This is a genomic window from Devosia indica, assembly GCF_003056405.1.
Taxonomy (GTDB): domain Bacteria; phylum Pseudomonadota; class Alphaproteobacteria; order Rhizobiales; family Devosiaceae; genus Devosia; species Devosia indica.
This window is the reverse complement of the sequence record NZ_PYVZ01000001.1, coordinates 160,883-180,707: the sequence shown is the minus strand read 5'-3', so window position 1 is coordinate 180,707 and position 19,825 is coordinate 160,883. Positions and strand designations below refer to the sequence as shown.

Annotated in this window: 16 protein-coding genes; 10 read left to right on the top strand and 6 right to left on the bottom strand. The window is 63.3% G+C overall.

Going from position 1 to position 19,825, the window contains the following annotated elements:
• Positions 1-352: 352 nt before the first annotated feature.
• From DDE76_RS00820 to DDE76_RS00805, 4 genes are all read right to left on the bottom strand, one after another.
• Entirely contained in the window at positions 353-3,013 is a 2,661-nt protein-coding gene (locus DDE76_RS00820) for a bifunctional diguanylate cyclase/phosphodiesterase (RefSeq protein WP_245891751.1), read from the bottom strand.
• 126 nt (positions 3,014-3,139) lie between these two features.
• Entirely contained in the window at positions 3,140-4,042 is a 903-nt protein-coding gene (gene prpB / locus DDE76_RS00815; RefSeq protein ID WP_104892349.1) for a methylisocitrate lyase, read from the bottom strand.
• A 5-nt stretch (positions 4,043-4,047) separates the two neighbouring features.
• On the bottom strand, positions 4,048-5,202 hold the full coding sequence (gene prpC, locus DDE76_RS00810) for a bifunctional 2-methylcitrate synthase/citrate synthase (RefSeq protein WP_104892348.1): 1,155 nt from the start codon (positions 5,200-5,202) through the stop codon (positions 4,048-4,050).
• A gap of 11 nt (positions 5,203-5,213) precedes the next feature.
• Positions 5,214-6,713 carry an MmgE/PrpD family protein gene (locus DDE76_RS00805; protein WP_104894791.1) on the bottom strand — a complete coding sequence of 500 codons (1,500 nt, stop codon included), beginning with the start codon at positions 6,711-6,713 and terminating at the stop codon, positions 5,214-5,216.
• Between the two features lie 127 nt (positions 6,714-6,840).
• On the opposite strand from DDE76_RS00805, the gene DDE76_RS00800 reads away from it, so the two are divergent.
• Positions 6,841-8,253: a helix-turn-helix domain-containing protein gene (locus DDE76_RS00800; RefSeq protein WP_104892347.1), complete on the top strand. Its 1,413-nt coding sequence runs from the start codon at positions 6,841-6,843 to the stop codon at positions 8,251-8,253.
• A 93-nt stretch (positions 8,254-8,346) separates the two neighbouring features.
• On the opposite strand, the gene DDE76_RS00795 is transcribed toward DDE76_RS00800, so the two are convergent.
• A complete protein-coding gene (locus tag DDE76_RS00795) occupies positions 8,347-9,756 on the bottom strand; it encodes a protein adenylyltransferase SelO (protein ID WP_104892346.1) in 1,410 nt (469 codons plus the stop codon).
• Between the two features lie 104 nt (positions 9,757-9,860).
• Between DDE76_RS00795 and DDE76_RS00790 the strand changes: the two genes are divergently transcribed.
• Both DDE76_RS00790 and DDE76_RS00785 read left to right on the top strand, forming a co-directional pair.
• Entirely contained in the window at positions 9,861-10,583 is a 723-nt protein-coding gene (locus DDE76_RS00790; protein ID WP_104892345.1) for an HAD family hydrolase, read from the top strand.
• Between the two features lie 275 nt (positions 10,584-10,858).
• On the top strand, positions 10,859-11,746 hold the full coding sequence (locus DDE76_RS00785) for a cell wall hydrolase (protein WP_104892344.1): 888 nt from the start codon (positions 10,859-10,861) through the stop codon (positions 11,744-11,746).
• A 64-nt stretch (positions 11,747-11,810) separates the two neighbouring features.
• On the opposite strand, the gene pckA is transcribed toward DDE76_RS00785, so the two are convergent.
• Positions 11,811-13,403: a phosphoenolpyruvate carboxykinase (ATP) gene (pckA, locus tag DDE76_RS00780; RefSeq protein ID WP_104892343.1), complete on the bottom strand. Its 1,593-nt coding sequence runs from the start codon at positions 13,401-13,403 to the stop codon at positions 11,811-11,813.
• Between the two features lie 263 nt (positions 13,404-13,666).
• Between pckA and DDE76_RS00775 the strand changes: the two genes are divergently transcribed.
• From DDE76_RS00775 to ahcY, 7 genes are all read left to right on the top strand, one after another.
• Positions 13,667-14,383, top strand: a complete 717-nt coding sequence (locus DDE76_RS00775; RefSeq protein ID WP_104892342.1) for a response regulator transcription factor — start codon at positions 13,667-13,669, stop codon at positions 14,381-14,383.
• A gap of 8 nt (positions 14,384-14,391) precedes the next feature.
• Positions 14,392-16,179 (top strand): stimulus-sensing domain-containing protein, encoded by a 1,788-nt coding sequence (locus tag DDE76_RS00770; RefSeq protein ID WP_245891750.1) that lies wholly within the window; start codon positions 14,392-14,394, stop codon positions 16,177-16,179.
• A 10-nt stretch (positions 16,180-16,189) separates the two neighbouring features.
• Positions 16,190-16,657, top strand: a complete 468-nt coding sequence (locus DDE76_RS00765; protein ID WP_104892341.1) for an HPr kinase/phosphorylase — start codon at positions 16,190-16,192, stop codon at positions 16,655-16,657.
• 136 nt (positions 16,658-16,793) lie between these two features.
• Positions 16,794-17,192, top strand: coding sequence for a PTS sugar transporter subunit IIA (locus DDE76_RS00760; RefSeq protein WP_104892340.1), 399 nt, complete (start codon positions 16,794-16,796; stop codon positions 17,190-17,192).
• 3 nt (positions 17,193-17,195) lie between these two features.
• The gene (locus tag DDE76_RS00755; protein ID WP_104892339.1) at positions 17,196-17,495 is read left to right on the top strand and encodes an HPr family phosphocarrier protein; all 300 of its coding nucleotides are present in this window, start codon (positions 17,196-17,198) and stop codon (positions 17,493-17,495) included.
• Between the two features lie 94 nt (positions 17,496-17,589).
• Entirely contained in the window at positions 17,590-18,111 is a 522-nt protein-coding gene (locus DDE76_RS00750) for a DUF2937 family protein (protein WP_157955598.1), read from the top strand.
• A gap of 120 nt (positions 18,112-18,231) precedes the next feature.
• On the top strand, positions 18,232-19,635 hold the full coding sequence (gene ahcY, locus DDE76_RS00745; RefSeq protein ID WP_104892337.1) for an adenosylhomocysteinase: 1,404 nt from the start codon (positions 18,232-18,234) through the stop codon (positions 19,633-19,635).
• Positions 19,636-19,825 lie beyond the last annotated feature (190 nt).

Below are 19,825 nucleotides of genomic sequence, written 5' to 3'. Positions count from 1 at the left end.
GGTTGTGACGAATAGAGCGTATCCCGAGGCGCGTGCGTCTCAGTAAAACTAAGTAATAGAGACGTCGCCGCCTCGGGATACCGGGTTTCTCCTGCTGTCGTGGCCCCTATTGATCGCTCGTCGCAAGGTGGCCCAACGAGCAGGCGAGCCCTGGAGCGAATCCAGTCTCACCGGCTCCTCCCGCAACTGTTCGCTGCAGTCCGCCCTTTCGCGGGAGAGATGGGTGAAAGGATAAGCGAGGTCTTGGACGCGGGGATAAAAAAGTTGACCGGCCTGGCGATGGCCGCCCTCGTCCTTCGCGGCCTTGCCACGCAAGGCGTCTCAGGATGAGGACCAATGAGGGACCGGCGCGTCAACCCACCAGCTTGTGGTGTCCCTTGAGCAGGAATTTTTCCAACGCGTCGCGGCTCATTGGCCGGGCCAGGGCATAGCCCTGCAGCACTTCGCAGCCCAGGCCGCGCAGGATTTCGGCGTGTTCCATGGTTTCCACGCCCTCGGCGACGATCTCGATATCCATGGATTTTCCGATATCGACAATCGAGGCCACGAGCTGGCGCTGGGCCGGTTCATGCAGGATCGGGTTGATCAGTTGGCGATCGATCTTGAGGCGGCGCGGATGCAGTTTCTGCAGGGAAACGATCGAGGCATAGCCGGTCCCGAAATCATCGATCTCGACATCAATGCCCAACTCCTTGATCTGGTCGATATTCCAGGCGACCACCCCGTCGCTTTCATCAAGATAGATCGACTCGACCAGTTCAAAGGCCACGCGCCCCGGTTGCAGCGGCAGGGCGCGCAGGCTTTCCACCAGCCCTTCGTCATGCAGGCGCCGGAGCGAAACATTGACCGAGACGCGCGGGACGTTGAAGCCTTTTTCGTCCCAGCGGGCCAGATCGGCCAGCGCCTGATCCAGGATCAGCTTGTCGATCTGGGAAACGACATTGAGCTCCTCGGCCACGTCCATGAAATGGTCGGGCGTCTTGATCGTGCCATCGGCATGGTTCCAGCGGGCCAAGGCCTCGACGCCGATCAGCTGCAGCGTCTGGGCGTCGAACTGGGGCTGGTAGAAGGCGAAGAAGGCGTCATTGTCCAGGCCGATGAGAATTTCGTCGGCCACACGCTTGGTGCGAACCACCTCGGCTTGTAGCGCTTCGGTGAAGAACTCATGGCGGTTGCGGCCCAGCGCCTTGGCGCGATAGAGCGCAATATCGGCATTGACCAGCAATTGGTTGACATTGATGTCCGCCGTGCGGGACACCGCCACCCCGATGCTGACCCCGAAGCGCACTTCATGGCCGTCATGCTGGGCGGGGCGCCGCATTTCACGCACGATACGGTCGGCCATCAGATGCAGATGCGCGTCGCTTGGCCCCGCGCTCGAGACGATGACGAATTCGTCCCCGCCGATGCGGGCAACGAAATCGGTCTCGCGGCAATTGGCACGCAGCACCTTGCTGGCATGGATCAGCATGGCGTCGCCCGCTGCATGGCCCAGCGTGTCATTGATCTGCTTGAACCGATCCAGATCGATGTGGAGCAGGGCAATCGAGCCGCAGCCATGGAACCCGTCGGCCGCGTGCTGCTTGAGGATCTCGTCGAGATAGCGCCGGTTCGGCAGGCCGGTCAGGCTGTCATGCAGCGCATTGTGCTCGATGCGGATGCGGGCCGCTTCCAGATCATTGCTGCGCGTCTCGGCCTGCTGCTTGGCGCGCCGCAGATCATCGTTAAGCCTGACATCCTCGGTAACGTCCCAATTGACCCCGATGACCTTGTCCGGCTGACCCGGTTCGCGGTGCAGCGCGCCCACGGAACGCACATAGCGCAGCGTGCCATCGGAATGGAGCACCCGGTAATCGGTTTCATAATAGCCTGAGGCGATCTGGGCCCGGAAGGTCGCTTCGGCCTGCTCGCGATCATCGGGATGAACTGCCTGCCGCCAGTGCTCATGGTGGCGCGGCGCGCCATCGGTGGGCAGGCCGTAGATTTCGTTGTTGCGCTCGTCCCAGGTTTCCGCGTTGGTGGACATGTCCAGCTCCCACACCCCGACCTTGGAGACGGCAAGGGCCAGATTGAGGCGCCGGGTCAGGCGCGCCAGCTCGCTCTCGCGCACGCCCAGTTCATGAATATGCTCATGGCGCTCTCGGATCATGCGGCCGGTCACCACGATGGGGAACAGGATCAGGGCTCCGGCGGCCAGGATCAGGCCACGCAGCGACCAGGTGGAGACAGGGTCAGCGCCCCAGCCCTGCTTGGGCGCGGCCGCGATCTCCCAGCTTCCTGATGGCAGCACGACGCTGGCGGTGACCGGGTCGGCCTCGCTGAGGTCCGGCCCGAAAAAGCGCTTGCCGGTGCGTCCGGTGCCGTCATGCCCAGTAATCGAGATGTCGAGCCCCAGTTCGGGATCGAGCAGGCCACTGTCGGCATAGAGCTTTTGCACATCCACTACGGCGGAGACCAGGCCCCAGAACTGCCGATTGTCCTCAGGACCGGTAAACACCGGGAAGCGGCCGACAAAGCCCTGTCCGCCCTGCACCAGATCAACCGGCCCCGCAATATTGAGGCTGCCGGTTTCCAGCACCTCGCGCACGGCCGGCCATTGCGCCGGCACCTGGCGGTAGTTGAGCCCGATGGCGGCTTCATTGCCGGCCAGAGGATGGGTCATGGTAATGATCAGGTCGGGCGCCGCGGCGACCGAACGCAACTGGCTGCCTTCCTCGAAAATATTGCTGACCAGGGCATCATAGCGCGCCTGGTCCATGTCCGGTTCGGTGGAGATGACCGCGACCAGTCCCTTGATGAGCTGGATATTGCCCGCAATATGGCCTTCGAGCTTGGCGCGGATCACCGAAATCTGGTTGAGCGCATCCGAGCGCAGATTGCTCTCGGCAATCTGCTGGTTCTGCCGGTCGACCAGGATGGCCGCCACCAGCATGGCGGCAAGCGCGAGCAGGACCGGTATGGCCATGGTACGGCGCCAGTCGCCACGATGCTCGGCTTGTCGTTCCTCGTTCATCCCGCTGCCCAAATGCCTGCGACACGTTCTGTGTCAGGAAAAGACCTTAGGCAGGGGATGCTTGACGAGGTGCTTACCGCGCCAGCGAGTTGCTGGCGTGGTAAACCAAGAGCAAACGCGGGCGGATCAGGGCACGATGGTCTTGATGATCGAGGCGTCGAGCGCCTCATAATCATGCAGGCCGATCACGTCATAGAGCTCCTGGCGGGTCTGCATCTGGTCGAGCATGGCCTTGGTGCCGCCATCGCGCAGAATAGTCGCATAGAGTTTTTCCTGCGCCTTGTTGGCGACACGGAGAGAGGAGACCGGCCAAATCACCATGGCGTAGCCCAGGGCTTCGAACTCGGCGGCCGTCTGGTAGGGCGTGCGGCCAAATTCGGTCATATTGGCCAAGAGCTTGACGCCCGGCATCGCCTTGGCGAAATCGCGGAACATGTCGATGCTGGTCAGCGCTTCGGGGAAAATCGCATCGGCGCCGGCCTCGATATAGAGCTTGGCGCGGGCCACGGCGCCGTCCAGCCCTTCGCTGGCCGCCGCATCGGTGCGGGCGATGATCACCATGTCGCGGCGGGCCCTGGCGGCAGCGGCGACCTTGGCGGCCATGTCATGCGCATCGGCCAGCTTCTTGTCATTGAGGTGGCCGCATTTCTTGGGCAGCAACTGGTCTTCCAGATGCACTGCGCCGGCGCCGGCTTCCTCGAAGGTGCGCACCATGTGCATGACATTGAGCGCCTCGCCATAGCCGGTGTCGCCGTCCACCAGAAGCGGCAGCCCGGCGGCGCGGGCGATCTGGCGGATGAAGAAGGCGACTTCGTCGACCGTGATGACGCCCAGATCGGGCAGGCCCATCGAGGCGGTCATGGCGGCGCCGGAGAGATAGAGGCCCTCAAAGCCGGCATTTTTCGCCTGAATGGCGGCATGGCCATTATGCGCGCCGGGCAATTGCAGGATCTGCGGGCGGTTCAGCAAAGCGCGAAAACGGCTGCCGGCGCTGGTCGCGGGCAGGTCGGCGGAAACGAGATAGGGCATGGGCCTTAAGCCTCCTTGCGATCCTTGAGCGGCACGAAGGCTAGGTCTTCGGGCCCGGTGTAATTGGCCGATGGGCGGATGATCTTGCCATCCTGGCGCTGCTCGATCACATGCGCCGACCAGCCCGCGGTGCGGGCGATGACAAAGAGCGGGGTGAACATGGCGGTGGGCACGCCCATCAGATTGTAGGAGACGGCGCTGAACCAATCCAGGTTCGGAAACATCTTCTTGGCGTCCATCATCACGCTTTCGATGCGCTCGGCAATTGCATATTGGCGGCCTGCCCCTGCCTTGTCGGCAAGGCTCCTGGCGACGCGCTTGATGACCACATTGCGCGGATCGGAGACGGTATAGACCGGGTGGCCGAAGCCGATGATGACTTCCTTCTTCTCCACCCGCGCACGGATATCGGCCTCTGCCTCGTCGGGCGAGGCATAGCGCTCCTGGATCTGGAAGGCCACTTCATTGGCGCCGCCATGCTTGGGGCCGCGCAGGGCGCCGATGGCGCCGGCAATGGCCGAATACATGTCCGAGCCCGTGCCGGCGATGACGCGGGCCGCGAAGGTCGAGGCGTTGAACTCATGCTCGGCATAAAGGATGAGCGAGGTGTGCATGGCGCGCACCCAGTCCGCGTCCGGTGTCTTGCCATGCAGCACGGTCAGGAAATGCCCGCCGATGGAGTCATCATCGGTTTCGACTTCGATGCGGCGGCCATTATGGGCGAAATGGTACCAGTAGAGCAGCATGGACCCGAGCGAGGCCATCAGCCGGTCGGCAATGGCGCGGGCGTCGGGCGCGTTGTGGTCGTGGCTCTCGGGCAGGGTGCAGCCCAGTACCGAAACGCCGGTGCGCATCACATCCATCGGATGGGCGGCGGCGGGCAGCGCCTCGAGCGCAGCGCGCACCGCCTGGGGCAGGCCGCGCAAGGATTTGAGCCGCGCCTTATAGGCGATCAACTGTGCCTGCGTGGGCAGGGTGCCATGAACGAGCAGGTGGGCGACCTCCTCGAACTCGCTGGTTTCGGCCAGGTCGAGAATGTCATAGCCGCGATAATGCAGATCATTGCCGGTGCGCCCCACGGTGCAGAGCGCCGTATTGCCGGCGGTGACGCCCGACAGGGCCACGGATTTCTTGGGCTTAAAGCCTGGTGCGTCGGTCATTTTCGCCTCCTTTAGAAGATCCCTGCGGGGGCTTCCGGGCCAAGCTGGTCCGGCGTCACCACGAAATTGAGCGCCTTGACCTCTGCGGCACTGAGGGTGGGCAGGCGTTCGACCAGATCGAGGAACCGGTCCTGTTCTTGCCTTGAGACAATGCCCTCGCAAAGGGTGCGGAACTTTTCGATGTAGTTGGCGCGCCTGAACGGGCGGGCGCCATTGGGATGGGCATCGGCCACGCCCAGCTCGTCGGAAATCACCGAGCCATCGTCCATGGTGACGATCACCTGGCCGCCATAGGCCATGTCCTCGCCCTTGGCGTGGTAGCGCTGGGTCCAGATCGGGTCTTCCTCGGTGGTGATCTTGTGCCAGAGCGCAACGGTTTCGGGGCGCTGGGCGCGCTCGGGGGCATAGCTCTTGACGTGGTGCCAGCCACCATCTTCCAGGGCCACCGCGAAGATATACATGATCGAGTGATCCAGCGTCTCGCGGCTGGCCTTGGGGTCCATCTTCTGCGGGTCATTGGCGCCGGTGCCGATTACATAATGGGTGTGATGGCTGGTCTTGATCAGGATCGACTTGATCTTGGAGAGGTCGCCGATCTTTGGGCCCATGCGGCGGGCCAGGTCGATCAGCGCCTGGCTCTGATATTCGGCCGAATATTCCTTGGTATAGGTATCGAGAATGGCGCGCTTGGGCTCACCCTGTTCCGGCAGGGGCACATGGTAGAGTGCCTTGGGACCGGACAGCAGCCAGGCGATGAAGCCGTCCTCGCCCTCATAGGCCGGCGAGGGCGCGCCTTCCCCGCGCATGGCACGGTCGACCGCCTCGATGGCCATCTTGCCGGCAAAGGCCGGTGCATAGGCCTTCCAGGTCGAAATCTCGCCCTTGCGGGACTGGCGCGTGGTGGTCGTGGTGTGCAGTGCCTGCTGGATCGCCTGATAGGTGATTTCGGTGGAGAGACCGAGCAGGGCACCAATGCCACCGGCCGCCGAGGGGCCGAGATGGGCGATATGGTCGATCTTGTGTTCGTGCAGGCAAATGCCTTTCACCAGATCGACCTGGATTTCATAGCCGGCGGCCAGGCCCCGCACGAGAGCTGCGCCATCGAGACCCTTGGTCTGCGCCACAGCCAGGATCGGCGGAATATTGTCGCCCGGATGGCTGTAATCGGCGGCCAGGAACGTGTCGTGGAAATCCAGCTCGCGCACCGCCACGCCATTGGCCCAGGCGGCCCATTCCGGCGACACCAGCGTATCATTGGCAAGGCCGAAGATCGGGGCGCCACGATCCGATTTGTGACCCAGTGCCTGTGCACGGGCCGAGCGGATCGGGCCGCGGGCGATGGAGGCGGCGGCAACGGCAGCATTGTCAATGATGCGGTTGCCGATCATCTCGACGACATCGTCCTCCACCGGCACCGGATCGGTCGCGACAGCGGCCAGCTTCCAGGCGAGCTGGTTCTCGCGCGGCAGGGGCTCGGCGGACTTGTAGGTGCGCACGTCGTGGATTTTCATGGCTGCTCTCCGTTCGGCAATTTTGCGCCGGACCATATAGGCAGAATGGGTCTGACCCAAGACAGGAAAAGGCAAGCCTGCTACAATCACACAAAGCAAAGTTTGCAATATTGTGGAGTTGTGAAGATTGGCCCCGAAAAAGGTGTTTGCCGGCGCCCGTTTGCGGGCCCTGCGCGCCCAGCATCGCCTGACCCAGGCCGAGCTGGCGACGCGACTCGACATCTCGGCGTCCTATGTCAACCAGCTCGAATCCAACCAGCGGCCGCTGACCGCCTCGGTGATGGTGGCGCTGGCCGAAAGCTTCAATCTCGATCTCTCAAGCCTGACCTCGGATGCTTCGGATCGACTGGTGGTCGATCTGCGCGAAGCACTGGCCGATCCGGTGTTCGGTGATGCCGTGCCCAATTTGCAGGAGCTCAAGACCGTCGCCACCAGCGCGCCGGACATGGCGCGCGCCGTGCTCGCGCTTTATGGCGCCTATCGCAAGACCAATGAAACGCTGGCCGGCATGGATGCGGCGCTGGCGCGCGATCCGCAATCCAATGTGCAGACCGCCTATGAGGAAGTGCGCGACTTCTTCCACTATGCCGACAACTACATCGACCCCCTCGACCGCGCCGCCGAAACCCTGGCCGAGGCGCTGGGCGAGATTGGCCCTGACCGGCTGCGCCGGCTGATCCAGCATTGCGCCGAGATGCACAATATCCGCGTCACCTTGGCGGCCCCGGCGCATGGCGACCGCATGACCGAGTTCGACCGCAATAGCCGCGAGCTCTGGGTCAACGCCCATCTTGAACCGTCCAGCCAGTTCTTCCAGATCGCCACGGTGCTGTGCGGGCTGGAACAGGCGGGCCTGCTTGAGAGCCTCCTGGATGCGGCAGCCTTCCAGGCCCCGGAGGCCCGGCCCATTGCCCGCATGGGGCTGGCCAATTATTTCGCCGGCGCGGTGCAGATGCCCTATCGTGCCTTTCTCGACGCTGCAGCCGAATACCGCTTCGATATCGAGGAACTGGCGCGCGTTTTCGGGGCAAGCCTTGAACAGGTGGCCCATCGCCTCTCGACCATGCAACGGCCGCGCGAGCGCGGCGTGCCGTTCTTTTTCGCGCGGGTCGATGCGGCGGGCACCATTACCAAGCGCCATTCTGCCACCGCCCTCCAATTTGCCCGCTTCGGCGGCGCCTGCCCCTTGTGGAACGTGCATCGCGCCTTTGAGGCGCATGGCCAGATCATAAGGCAATTGGCCGAAACCCCGGACGGCAAGCAATATCTCTGTCTCGCCTGGAGCCACGAAAAGCGGCTGGGCGGCTATCGCGGGGTAACGCGGTGCTATGCCTATGCGCTGGGCTGCGAAATCACCCATGCCGGAAAACTGATCTATGCCGACGATCTGGACCTAGCCAGGGCCCCGTTCGATCCGATCGGCGTTTCCTGCCGCATTTGCGAGCGCCGCAACTGCCCGCAACGCTCGGTGCCGCCCATGGCGGCGGGCATTTCGGTTCCGGTCGATCGACGGAGCGTGGTGCCTTATGAGATTGGGTGAGGACTGTTTGAGCAAGGTCACCCCACCCTCACTCCCTCCCCTTGAGGGGGAGGGAAGCGCAGCCGGGAGCGAAGCAGATCTGGCAATGACCGACTATGGATCGATCCCATAGCCGGCCCGCATCTGGGCGATCTCGTCCAGTGCCGTCTCGAACAGGTTCCAGTCATCGCTATCCGCAATCGGCGCCCAAATCGCCTCCACCTCATCGATCAGCATGGTGCGTGGGGTCTCGCGTGCAAAATAGGGGTGGTCCAGATTGGCGTCGCCGGCCGGGCCATAGGCTTCCATCAGATCCGCCACAGGGCGGAAGGCTTCGCTGGCATAATGATCGGCCGAAGGGCTTTGCGCTGCCCGCGCCGTGCTGAGGGCCCCGCCGCGCCAGTCGAAGAAGAACTGCTCATAGGGCGCCTTGCTGGCCGAGAGGAAGCCGAACAGGGCGGTGACAAAGGCGCCGTCCTGTTCCACCGCGCGCGGTTGCAAGCCGAGCCGCCGCAGGATCTGGCGCGGCAGCTCCTCCCGAAACACCGGCCAGACCGTATTGAGCGCCGGTTCCAGATTTTCGATGGAGGAGAGCGGCAAGAGGCATTCGGCCAGCCGGGTCAGGTTCCAGGCCAGGGTGTCGGGCTGGCGGCCAAAGGCATAAAGCCCGGTCTCGTCGAAATAGGCGGCGGTGAAATCCGGATCATAGGCCGGCAGGAAGCGCCAGGGGCCATAGTCAAAACTCTCGCCGGTGAGGTTGATATTGTCGGTGTTGAGCACGCCATGCACGAAGCCGGCGGCGATCCACTGTGCGCCAAGCCGGGCCACTTGCGCCACCACCGCCTCGAGCAGGGCGACGGCCTTGTCCGGGGCGCCAGCCAGGTCAGGATAGTAATGGGCGATGCAGTGATCGACCAGCCGCGTGAGGTTTTGCGTGTCTTCCAGGTAGGCCAGGCGCTGGAAGGTGCCGATGCGGATATGGCTGTGGCTCAGCCGCGTCAGCACCGCCGAGCGGGTGGGGGAGGGCTCGTCGCCGCGCCAGAGCTGCTCGCCGGTCTCGACCAGGGAGAAGCTCTTGGAGGTATAGACACCCAGCGCTTCGAGCATTTCGCTGGCCAGCACTTCGCGCACCCCGCCCTTGAGCGTCAGCCGCCCGTCACCGCCGCGTGACCAGGGGGTCTTGCCCGTGCCCTTGGTGCCGAAGTCGAGCAGGCGCCGGTCGACCGGATCGATGCATTGGGCAAACAGAAATCCGCGCCCGTCACCCAGTTCGGGATTGTAGGAGCGGAATTGATGGCCGTGATAGCGCAGCGCCAGCGGTTCGGGAAACGAACCGGGCAGGGGCTCGAAGCGGCCGAAATGCTTAAGCCATGCGGCTTCGTCCAGAGCGCCAAGACCGATGCGGCCGGCCCAGCGCTGGTCGCGATGGCGCAACACGGTCTGCGGAAAATCGGCCGGCGCGACGGCATCGAAAAAATCATCGCCCAGCGCGTGATGGGCTTTGGATGGGATAAACTGGGTCATGTCCGGCCAACGCTAGCAGAGCGCGTTTGTTTCGTCGCCCATGCAACCCCGATCTGCGCCGGCCCGTCTGGCGATCCGGACCAAATCGGCCTATAGAAGACAAAATGAACACTGCATCTCTCGCGACCCCCGCCGTCATCCGCCTTGCGCCGTTCGAAGCCGCCATTTTCGACATGGATGGCACCCTGCTCGACACCGAAGCGGTGTTCCGCGACATCGTCTTTGATGTCTGCACCGAGCTGGGTTTTGAAATGACCCATGACGTGCACAGCGCCATGGTGGGGTCGAGCCATGAACGCACCAACCAGCTTCTGGTCGAAGCCTATGGTGTGGCCTTTCCTTATGCCATGTTCGACGAAAAGTGCCGCCTGAGCATGCGTGAGCGCAGCCATGCCGGTGTGCCGGTCAAGCCCGGCGCCAAGGCGTTTATCTCCGAGCTGCGCGCCCGCGGCATCCCCACGGCGGTCGCCACCTCCTCGCGCAATCCCCATGCCGAACATCATTTGAGCGCAGCCGGCCTGCTCGATCTGTTCGAGACCGTGGTGACGCGGGATGACGTGGTCAATCCCAAGCCGCATCCCGAACCCTATCTGATCGCCGCCGAGCGTCTGGGCGTCGATCCGACCCGGTGCCTGGCGCTGGAAGACAGCCATTCCGGCGTGCACGCCGCTCATGCCGCAGGCATGCAGACGGTGATGGTGCCCGACCTGGTTGGCCCCAATGACGCCATCCACGCCCTGGGCATTTCCATCATGGAAAGCCTTGTGCACGTGCACATGGCCGCTTTCGAGCGCGACAGAGCGGCAACACTGCTGAACAAAAATTAACCATTCGCGTAAATCGATAAAGCTTTATCCAATGGGGTAAGGCCGCATTCAGCACGCCGAAAACTACCAAAAATCAGGGGTTTCCCTGAGTTTGCGGGGGCGTTAACTCTGCCTTAAGTCGCTAATGGCTATGGTTAACCAGCCGTAAATTTCGACTTCCATCCCGTGGCCAGCTTGTCTAGTGTGCCGCCCGGGAAGTGCAGGGACCTTGTAGGGGTCCCGGATCTAGAAGGCCTGCCGGAAGTACCGGACGGGCCCAGGGGTAAGGACCGGGCATGCAGTTTGGCTGGCAGCAGAAAATAGCGCGTGCCGTGTCGCCCATGCTGGCGATTGGTGCTGCTGCACTGGTTCTGTTCGTCACCCTCTCGCCTGCCCAGGCCGAGACAGATATTTTCCCCCAGGCGATGCCCGAAGAGATCAGCGCCCTGCGTGAGCAGGCGGCGCTGGGCGCGACCGCCGTGCCGCTGGCGCCGGGCCAGCAGAAGCTGACGCCGGCCCTGCTCGCCAATTACGTCAAGCGCCAGCAGCAATTGCGCTCGGTCGATGTGACGCTGGGCGGACCGCAGCCTGCACTCACCGACGACCTGCTGATGGGCTATATCAGCCGGGGCGCGCTGGGCGGCGGCAATACCGCGCTCTCGGCCATTGCCAGCTTTACCGAACCGCTGCCCCGTTCAGCCCCCTCGGTGTCCGCCGACCTGCTCTCGGACTATGTCCAGAATGGCTATCAGCCGACCGCCAAGCGCGTCGAAAATGCCAATAAGGAACGCGAGTGCCTGGCCCAGGCCATCTATCACGAGGCGCGCGGTGAGACGGTGACCGGCCAGACCGCGGTCGCCAATGTCATCGTCAATCGCGCCCGGTCCGCGAAATTCCCCGGCTCGCTCTGCGGCGTTATTTATCAGAATGCCGACAAGGGCCGTTATCGCTGCCAGTTCACCTTTGCCTGCGATGGCCGCGACGACACGCCGGGCGAGCGCCGCGCCTGGGCGCGCTCGCTGGAGCTGGCCAACAAGGTCTATGCCGAATTCGCCCTGGGCGAGGAGATCGGCGCGGTGCCCGGCTCGACGCTTTATTATCACACCACGGCCGTCTATCCGTCCTGGGCCAATACCTTCGCCCGCGTTGCCGTGGTCGACAGCCACATCTTCTACGCCCCCTGACCGGACTGCATCGGGACGGGCATGAAAAAGGGCGCCAGCGGCGCCCTTTCTGTTTTGGAGCCGCCTATTCGGCGGCCATTTGCAGCCTTGGCCCGGCCTCCGCATTGGCCTCGGGCCCGAACTTCTCGAAGTTCTTGCGGAACAACGCCACCAGCTTGGTGGCCTGGGCGTCATAGGCATCGCCATCGGCCCAGCACTGGCGCGGATCAAGCAGGCGTTCTTCAACGCCCGGCACGCTCATCGGCACCTCGAAACCGAACAGCGGGTCGAACCGCATCTCGACGGAAGCGAGTTCGCCATCCAGCGCCGCGCTGAGCAAGCGCCGGGTCGAGGCGATGTCGATGCGCTTGCCCACCCCATAGGCGCCGCCGATCCAGCCGGTGTTGAGCAACCAGGCCTGCGCGCCGCTTTTGCGAAGCCGTTCGGCCAGCATCTGGCCATAGACCGTGGGATGCAGCGGCATGAAGGGGGCACCGAAACAGGCCGAGAAAGTCGCCTGCGGTTCGGTGACGCCACGCTCGGTGCCCGCGACCTTGGCGGTATAGCCCGAAAGGAAATGATAGACCGCCTGGTCGGGCGAGAGCCGCGCCAATGGCGGCAGGACGCCGAAGGCATCGGCGGTGAGGAACACCACTGTTTTCGGCGTGCCACCCACGCTGCCCCGGGCAAGCGAGGGCAGCACGTCGATCGGATAGGCGGCGCGGGTGTTCTCGGTCAGCGAGACATCCTCGAACCGGGGTACGTTGGCGTCGTCGAGCACGACATTTTCCAGCACCGTGCCGAAGCGGCGCGTGGCGGCAAAGATTTCCGGCTCGGCCTTGGCCGAGAGATTGACCGTCTTGGCGTAGCACCCGCCTTCGAGATTGAAGACGCCATTATCGCTCCAACCATGCTCGTCATCGCCGATCAGCGGGCGCTTGGGATCGTTGGACAGGGTGGTCTTGCCGGTACCCGAAAGCCCGAAGAACAGCGCCGCCTCGCCCTCGGGGCCGAGATTGGCCGAGCAATGCATGGGCAGGACCCCCTGGCTGGGGGCATGGAAATTGAACAGCGAGAAGACGCTCTTCTTGATCTCGCCGGCATAGCGGGTGCCCGCGATCAGAACGATATTGCGGCTCATGTCGAGCGCGATCACCGTCTCGGTGCGGCAACCATGGCGCGCCGGGTCCGCCTGGAACAGGGGCGCGTGAATGATGGTTACGGGGACCGCCTCGGTCGACCGGGCGATATCCTCGCCGGGCCGGATCAGCAGATTGCGGATGAACAGCGCATGCCAGGTGCTGGGGGTCAGGACGGTCACGTCAAATTGGTGCGCGGGGTCGGCTCCGGCCAGCAGGTCCTGGCGGCAGAGGGCCTGCCCGGCCAGGTGCGCGGTGATGTCCTCGAGCAGCACATCGAACTGGTCCGGGCCGATGGCGCCCGAATTGTCCCACCAGACGCGATCTTTCGTCAGGTGATCGCGCACGATGAACTTGTCCTTTGGCGAGCGGCCGGTGAAGGCGCCGGTTTCTACAACCAGGGCGCCGTCCCTGGTCAGGCGCGCCCCACCTTGCCCAATGGCTGCGGCAACCAGTGCCGGGGCTATAGCGTTATCGCTAAGCGCACTTGCCGCTGCGGCAAGGCTATTCCGCAGGTGGGTATGATCGAAGCCGGGCATAATGTCTTACTCTCCACGCGGCCGCCCAATGCGTCTGGCGGCGTCTGGAGAGCAAAATAGGAGGGTGGCGCGGCAGCCAACATCCCGAAATCGGTCGTACGACGGAAGTTGGATGATGCCGAAACATGCAGCCAAGACTGGCGCAATGCAGGCGCGCGCCTTATTTAATACGTAATTGTCGCCTGCAAAGTCGCTCAACCGGCCCGTCCGCAATGGGATGGTGCTGTTCAAAAGAGCCTGCGTCACGAGAAGAAAGGCAGCTTATGCCAAAGATCGCCCTGGTGGACGATGACCGCAATATCCTCACCTCCGTGTCCCTGACCCTGGAAGCGGAGGGGTATCAGGTCGCCACCTATACCGACGGCGCCTCGGGCCTGGAGGGATTGACCACCGACAAGCCCGACCTTGCCATTCTCGATATCAAGATGCCGCGCATGGACGGCATGGAATTGCTGCGCCGCCTGCGGCAGAAATCCGATGTGCCGGTGATCTTCCTCACCTCCAAGGATGAGGAAATCGACGAGTTGTTCGGCCTCAAGATGGGTGCCGACGACTTCATCACCAAGCCTTTCAGCCAGCGGCTGCTGGTCGAGCGCGTCAAGGCCATCCTGCGCCGGTCGGCGCCGCGCGATCCCTCTGCAACCGGCGCGAGCGGCGCTGAGGCCTCGCCCAGCAAGGCCCTGATCGAGCGCGGTGCGCTGGTGATGGACGAAGAACGCCATACCTGCACCTGGAAAGGCCAGCGCGTGACCCTGACGGTCACCGAATTCCTGATCCTGCAGGCCCTGGCGCTGCGGCCGGGTGTCGTCAAGTCGCGCAATGCGCTGATGGATGCTGCCTATGACGATCAGGTCTATGTCGATGACCGGACCATTGACAGCCACATCAAGCGCCTGCGCAAGAAATTCAAGGCGACCGATGACGACTTCGAGATGATCGAAACGCTCTATGGCGTCGGTTATCGCTTCAAGGAGCAGTAAGGACCTTCGTGGCCACGCTCGATCCGCATGCTGGCGAAACGGGGTCCCATCGGGTCCCCGCTTCGGACGAGAGCGCACAGCGTTCCGGCCGGCGGAAATGGCGCGTTCTGCTCCTGCCGCTGTTCAAACTGATGGACGCGGTGCGCCGCTTTGTCGACTTCACCATTTTCTCCAGCCTCACCCGGCGCATCGTCGTGCTCAACATGGCCGGGCTTCTGGTGCTGGTGGTGGGCATTTTGTATCTCAACCAATGGCGCGCCGGGCTGATCGATGCGCGGGTGCAATCGCTCCGGGTGCAGGGCGAGATCATTTCGGCCGCCATCGCTGCCTCGGCCACGGTCGATAGCGACATCATCTCGATCGACCCCGATCGCCTGCTCGATGCGCAGGCGGGCAATATTTCGCCTTTCTCCTATTTCGACCCGACCCTGGAATTTCCGATCAATCCCGAACGGGTCGCGCCGCTCCTGCGCAATCTGATTACCCCCACCCGGACCCGCGCCCGCATCTATGATGGGCAGGGCCTGCTTATTCTGGACAGCGAAAACATCTATGCGCGCGGCGAGGTGCTGCGGCAGGCCATCGACACCTCCGGCTCGGGCAGTTTCTTTTTGCTGGACTGGTGGAACGCGCTGATTTCCTGGTCGCCGGGCGGCAATTACCCGACCTATCAGGAATACCAGGCCGACGAAGGCACCCGCTATCCCGAGGTCGCCTCGGCCCTCAACGGGGCCCCGGCCGACTTCGTGCGGGTCGACGCCCAGAACCAGCTCGTGGTTTCCGTGGCCGTGCCGGTGCAGCGCCTGCGCGCCATTGTGGGGGCCATCCTGCTCTCCACCGAGCCGGGCGACATCGACTCGGTCGTTGCCCAGGAACGCAGCAGCATCCTGCGCATTGCCGGCATCGCTGCCGGGGTGCAGATCGTGCTGTCACTGTTGATGGCGGGCACCATTGCCGGGCCGATGCGCCGCCTGTCGGCGGCCGCCGAACGGGTGCAGACCGCCGGTAATGCCCGCGCTGAAATTCCCGACCTGACAGATCGGCCCGACGAAATCGGCCATCTTTCCGATGCGCTGCGGCGCATGACCGACGCGCTTTACAACCGCATCGAAGCGATTGAGCGCTTTGCCGCCGATGTCGCCCATGAGCTCAAGAACCCGCTGACCTCGCTGCGTTCGGCGGTCGAGACCCTGCCGCTGGCCAAAAAGCCCGAGGACCGTGAGCGGCTGACCAATATCATCCAGCATGACGTGCGGCGCCTCGACCGCCTGATCACCGACATTTCCAGCGCCAGCCGGCTCGATGCCGAACTGGCGCGGGAAAGCGCGGAACGGGTCGATGTCGAAAAGCTCGCCGAGGCCATGGTAGCGATCCAGAAGGATGTCGCCGCGGGCCGCAATGTGGATGTGGTGCTGGGCAAGCGCGCCGGCCGCGGCACGACTTTGGTCAATGGCCATGAGACCAGGCTCGCGCAGGTCTTTGCCAATCTGGTGGACAATGCGGTGTCCTTTTCCCCACCCGGCGGCACTGTGACGGTGGCCATCTCGACCGAGGGCGAGACCATCAAGGTCAGCGTGACCGACGAGGGGCCCGGCATTACCGGCGATGTCACCCGCATCTTCCAGCGATTCTATACTGACCGGCCCGAAACCGAGAGTTTCGGCAATCATTCCGGCCTGGGCCTCTCCATTTCCAAGCAGATCATCGAGGCCCACAAGGGCAGTATCAGGGCCGAAAACCGCACCGATCGATCCGGCGCGATTTTTACAATTGTGCTACCGCGGGCCCGCAAATAGACTCTGCGGCATGAACAAGCCAGTCAACGTGCATGGGACGGGTCTCGTCCTGGGGGAATTGGGCGTTTTGCTGCGCGGGCCGTCCGGCGCCGGCAAATCGGTGCTGTCCATGGCGCTGCTCGACCGCTGGGAGGGGCGCGGGCAACCCGCTTTCCTGGTGGCCGACGACCGCGTCGATATTGCCGATGAAGGCAGCCGCCTTGTCATGCTGGCGCCACCGCAATTGGCGGGCCTGATCGAATTGCGCGGCCGGGGCATTGTTTCGCGCCCGCACCGCGAATGGGCGCAACTGCACCTGGTGATTGATCTGGTGCCTGAGTTGACGCGCATGGTCGAGGAAGAAGACCTTCAGACCGAGATGTTCGGCCACACCCTGCCGCGCGCCCCGGTGCCCCAGGCTGGCGTGGTGGGTCTAGGCCATCAGATGCTGCTGGTGGCCGAAGCGGTGGCACAAGCTGTTCAACAAGCCACACCGTGACAAATTATCCCTTGCAACCATTTGGGATGGGGACAAGACTGTGCCCCGTTTGCGGGGTGGCACCAGGCGTCCCGGAAAATGGGGGGCTCAAGAGCTGTCGCGGTGATTTTCTGCGGCGGCCGTTTGGGGAAAGTGCATGATTGGATTGGTTCTGGTGACCCACGGCGCGCTGGCCGATGAGTTCAAGCTGGCGATGGAGCATGTGGTCGGTCCACAAGAACAGGTGGAAACCATCGCCATTGGCCCCGAAGACAATGCCGAAAGCCGGCGCGACGACATCCTCAAGGCGCTCGATCGCGCCGATAGCGGCGATGGCGTCATCATCCTCACCGACATGTTCGGCGGCACGCCGTCCAACCTCGCCATTTCGGTCATGCAGAACCGCAAGGTGGAAGTAATCGCCGGCGTCAACCTGCCCATGCTGGTCAAGCTGGGGCGCATTCGCGCCGAAATGACCATGGAAGAAGCGGTTGCCATGGCGCAGGAAGCGGGCAAGAAATACATCACCGTCGCCAATTCCATCCTGGGTAGCTGATCCATGGACGCCGGCAGGGCGCTCGCCCAGCAATTGACTATCGTGAACACCAAGGGCCTGCACGCCCGCGCCTCGGCGCGCTTCGTGCGCACCGCCGAATGCTTCGACGCCACCATTGCCGTGGTCAAGGACGGCACGTCCGTGGCCGGCAATTCCATCATGGGCCTGATGATGCTGGGCGCCGGTCCCGGCTCCACCATTCTCGTCCAGGCCACCGGCAAGCAGGCCCGCGAAGCCCTCGAAGCCATCGTCGAACTGGTCAATAACGGCTTTGACGAGGATGTGGACGGGGCCGAGGTTTGAGCGAGGCCATTCGAGTGTTTGCGGATTGTTGCCCCTGACTTGTTTCTGCCTTTTCCAGACGCCAGACTGAATGGGCAGGCATGAGGGGGCAGATGTGCTCAGACGATTGATCGCCGGTATTGGCGGCCTGGCCCTGGCCACCACGCTCAGCCAGTTTCCCGAATATGCCCAGCAATATACCCAGCGCCTTGGCGGCGCGGTGGACGAGTTGCGCGTCATTACCGAGGAGTTTGACCGCGCCGCCGAGGCGGGCGGGCTCGACCGGCAAGCGGCGCTGGCGCGCTACAATGCGTCCAATGACGATTTTCTGGCCGGGCGCGGCCATTCGATGACGGCGACCTTCCAGCGCTATGACATGTTGTCCGTCACCCTGGCCCGCATCGAAGGCGCGGGGCCGGTGGAGCGGCTGCAATCCCTGCCGGCCTATCTCGATACCGATATCGGCCGCCGCACGCTTGAAAACTACAAGCCCGCCATCCCCGTCACCATGGAGGGCGTGCTCTATGCCGGCGGCGGTTTCATCCTGGGTTATCTTATCCTGTCGGGCCTGGCCCGGCTCCTCGGCATGCCCTTCCGGCGACGGGGGCGCGGGCGGATCAGGGTAACGCGGACCTGATCGCGCGCATTCAAGCCTTGCCGCAAGGAGATATAAACAAATCTTTATGTCCGTCATTGATCGGTAACACCCCCTCCCGTATAGGAGGGGCAAGACATTGATCCATTCTGGAGCCGACCCATGACCAAGAGCCCGACCGATTACGCGGTCCGAGACATTTCCCTGGCCGATTACGGCCGCAAGGAAATCAGCATCGCCGAAATCGAAATGCCGGGCCTGATGGCCATTCGCGAGGAATATGCCGCCGCACAGCCCTTGAAGGGCGCGCGCATTGCCGGCTCGCTGCACATGACCATCCAGACTGCCGTCCTGATCGAGACGCTGGTCGCGCTGGGCGCTGATGTGCGCTGGGTCTCGTGCAATATCTTCTCGACACAGGATCACGCCGCTGCGGCCATTGCCGCCGCCGGCATCCCGGTCTTTGCCCATAAGGGGGAGAGCCTGGAAGAATACTGGGCCTTCACCGACCGCATGATGGAATGGGGCGATGGCGGCACGCCCAACCTCATTCTCGATGATGGCGGCGACGCCACCATGCTAGTGCTTACCGGCGCCAAGGCCGAGACCGATCCGTCCATTCTCGACAAGCCGGGCAATGAGGAAGAGGAAATCTTCTTCGCTACCATCAGGAAGCGCCTGGCCACGCACCCCAATTTCTATTCGACCATCCGCGCCAATATTCGCGGTGTCTCCGAAGAAACCACCACGGGCGTGATGCGCCTCTATCAGCTCCACGCAAGGGGCGAGCTGCCCTTCCCGGCCATCAACGTCAATGACTCGGTGACCAAGTCGAAATTCGACAACAAATACGGCACCCGTGAATCGCTGGTCGACGCCATCCGCCGCGGCACCGACGTGATGCTGGCCGGCAAGGTCGCCATCGTCTGTGGCTATGGCGATGTGGGCAAGGGCTCGGCCGAAAGCCTGCGTGGCGCCGGTGCCCGCGTGCTGGTGACCGAGGTCGATCCGATCTGCGCCCTGCAGGCGGCGATGGAAGGCTTTGAGGTGGTTACGCTCGAGGAAGCCGCCCCGCGCGCCGATATCGTGGTGACCGCCACCGGCAATCGCGACGTGCTGATGGTCGACGACATGCGCAAGCTCAAGGACATGGCCATTGTCTGCAATATCGGCCATTTCGACAATGAGATCGACGTGCTGGGTCTGCGCAATTTCAAGTGGACCAATGTGAAGCCGCAGGTCGACATGATCGAGCAGCCCAATGGCAACCGCCTGATTCTGCTGTCCGAGGGGCGCTTGGTGAATTTGGGCAATGCCACCGGCCACCCCAGCTTTGTCATGTCCGCCTCGTTCTCCAACCAGACCCTGGCCCAGATCGAGCTTTGGACCAATGGCGACAAGATCGAAAAGAAGGTGCATGTGCTGCCCAAGCATCTCGACGAAAAGGTCGCTGAGCTGCATCTGGCCAAGCTTGGCGCCAAGCTGACCAAGCTGACCAAGACCCAGGCCGACTATATCGGCGTGCCGGTCGAGGGCCCGTTCAAGTCCGGCGAGTACCGCTACTAGGCGTCGCGCGCGCCGCTGGGCAGATCGCTCCACCGGCGCGATTGGGGCGATGCAGCCCGGACGCCGGCTGTCAGTGACACCAAGTGTTAACAATTGACCGAAAAAAGCCCGGGCATTGTCCTGGGCTTTTACTTTTTTGAAAGGTTTCTGTTTCGTTCACGGGTCAAGCCCTTTCCTTGCGCTTTGCCCG

Bases quoted from the DNA above. Each gene is read 5' to 3' on its own strand.
- DDE76_RS00795 (WP_104892346.1), bottom strand. From the start codon at position 9,756: ATGACCCAGTTTATCCCATCCAAAGCCCATCACGCGCTGGGCGATGAT.
- prpB (WP_104892349.1), bottom strand. From the start codon at position 4,042: ATGCCCTATCTCGTTTCCGCCGACCTGCCCGCGACCAGCGCCGGCAGC.
- ahcY (WP_104892337.1), top strand. From the start codon at position 18,232: ATGACCAAGAGCCCGACCGATTACGCGGTCCGAGACATTTCCCTGGCC.
- DDE76_RS00775 (WP_104892342.1), top strand. From the start codon at position 13,667: ATGCCAAAGATCGCCCTGGTGGACGATGACCGCAATATCCTCACCTCC.
- DDE76_RS00820 (WP_245891751.1), bottom strand. From the start codon at position 3,013: ATGAACGAGGAACGACAAGCCGAGCATCGTGGCGACTGGCGCCGTACC.
- prpC (WP_104892348.1), bottom strand. From the start codon at position 5,202: ATGACCGACGCACCAGGCTTTAAGCCCAAGAAATCCGTGGCCCTGTCG.
- DDE76_RS00785 (WP_104892344.1), top strand. From the start codon at position 10,859: ATGCAGTTTGGCTGGCAGCAGAAAATAGCGCGTGCCGTGTCGCCCATG.
- pckA (WP_104892343.1), bottom strand. From the start codon at position 13,403: ATGCCCGGCTTCGATCATACCCACCTGCGGAATAGCCTTGCCGCAGCG.
- DDE76_RS00790 (WP_104892345.1), top strand. From the start codon at position 9,861: ATGAACACTGCATCTCTCGCGACCCCCGCCGTCATCCGCCTTGCGCCG.
- DDE76_RS00765 (WP_104892341.1), top strand. From the start codon at position 16,190: ATGAACAAGCCAGTCAACGTGCATGGGACGGGTCTCGTCCTGGGGGAA.
- DDE76_RS00760 (WP_104892340.1), top strand. From the start codon at position 16,794: ATGATTGGATTGGTTCTGGTGACCCACGGCGCGCTGGCCGATGAGTTC.
- DDE76_RS00805 (WP_104894791.1), bottom strand. From the start codon at position 6,713: ATGAAAATCCACGACGTGCGCACCTACAAGTCCGCCGAGCCCCTGCCG.
- DDE76_RS00755 (WP_104892339.1), top strand. From the start codon at position 17,196: ATGGACGCCGGCAGGGCGCTCGCCCAGCAATTGACTATCGTGAACACC.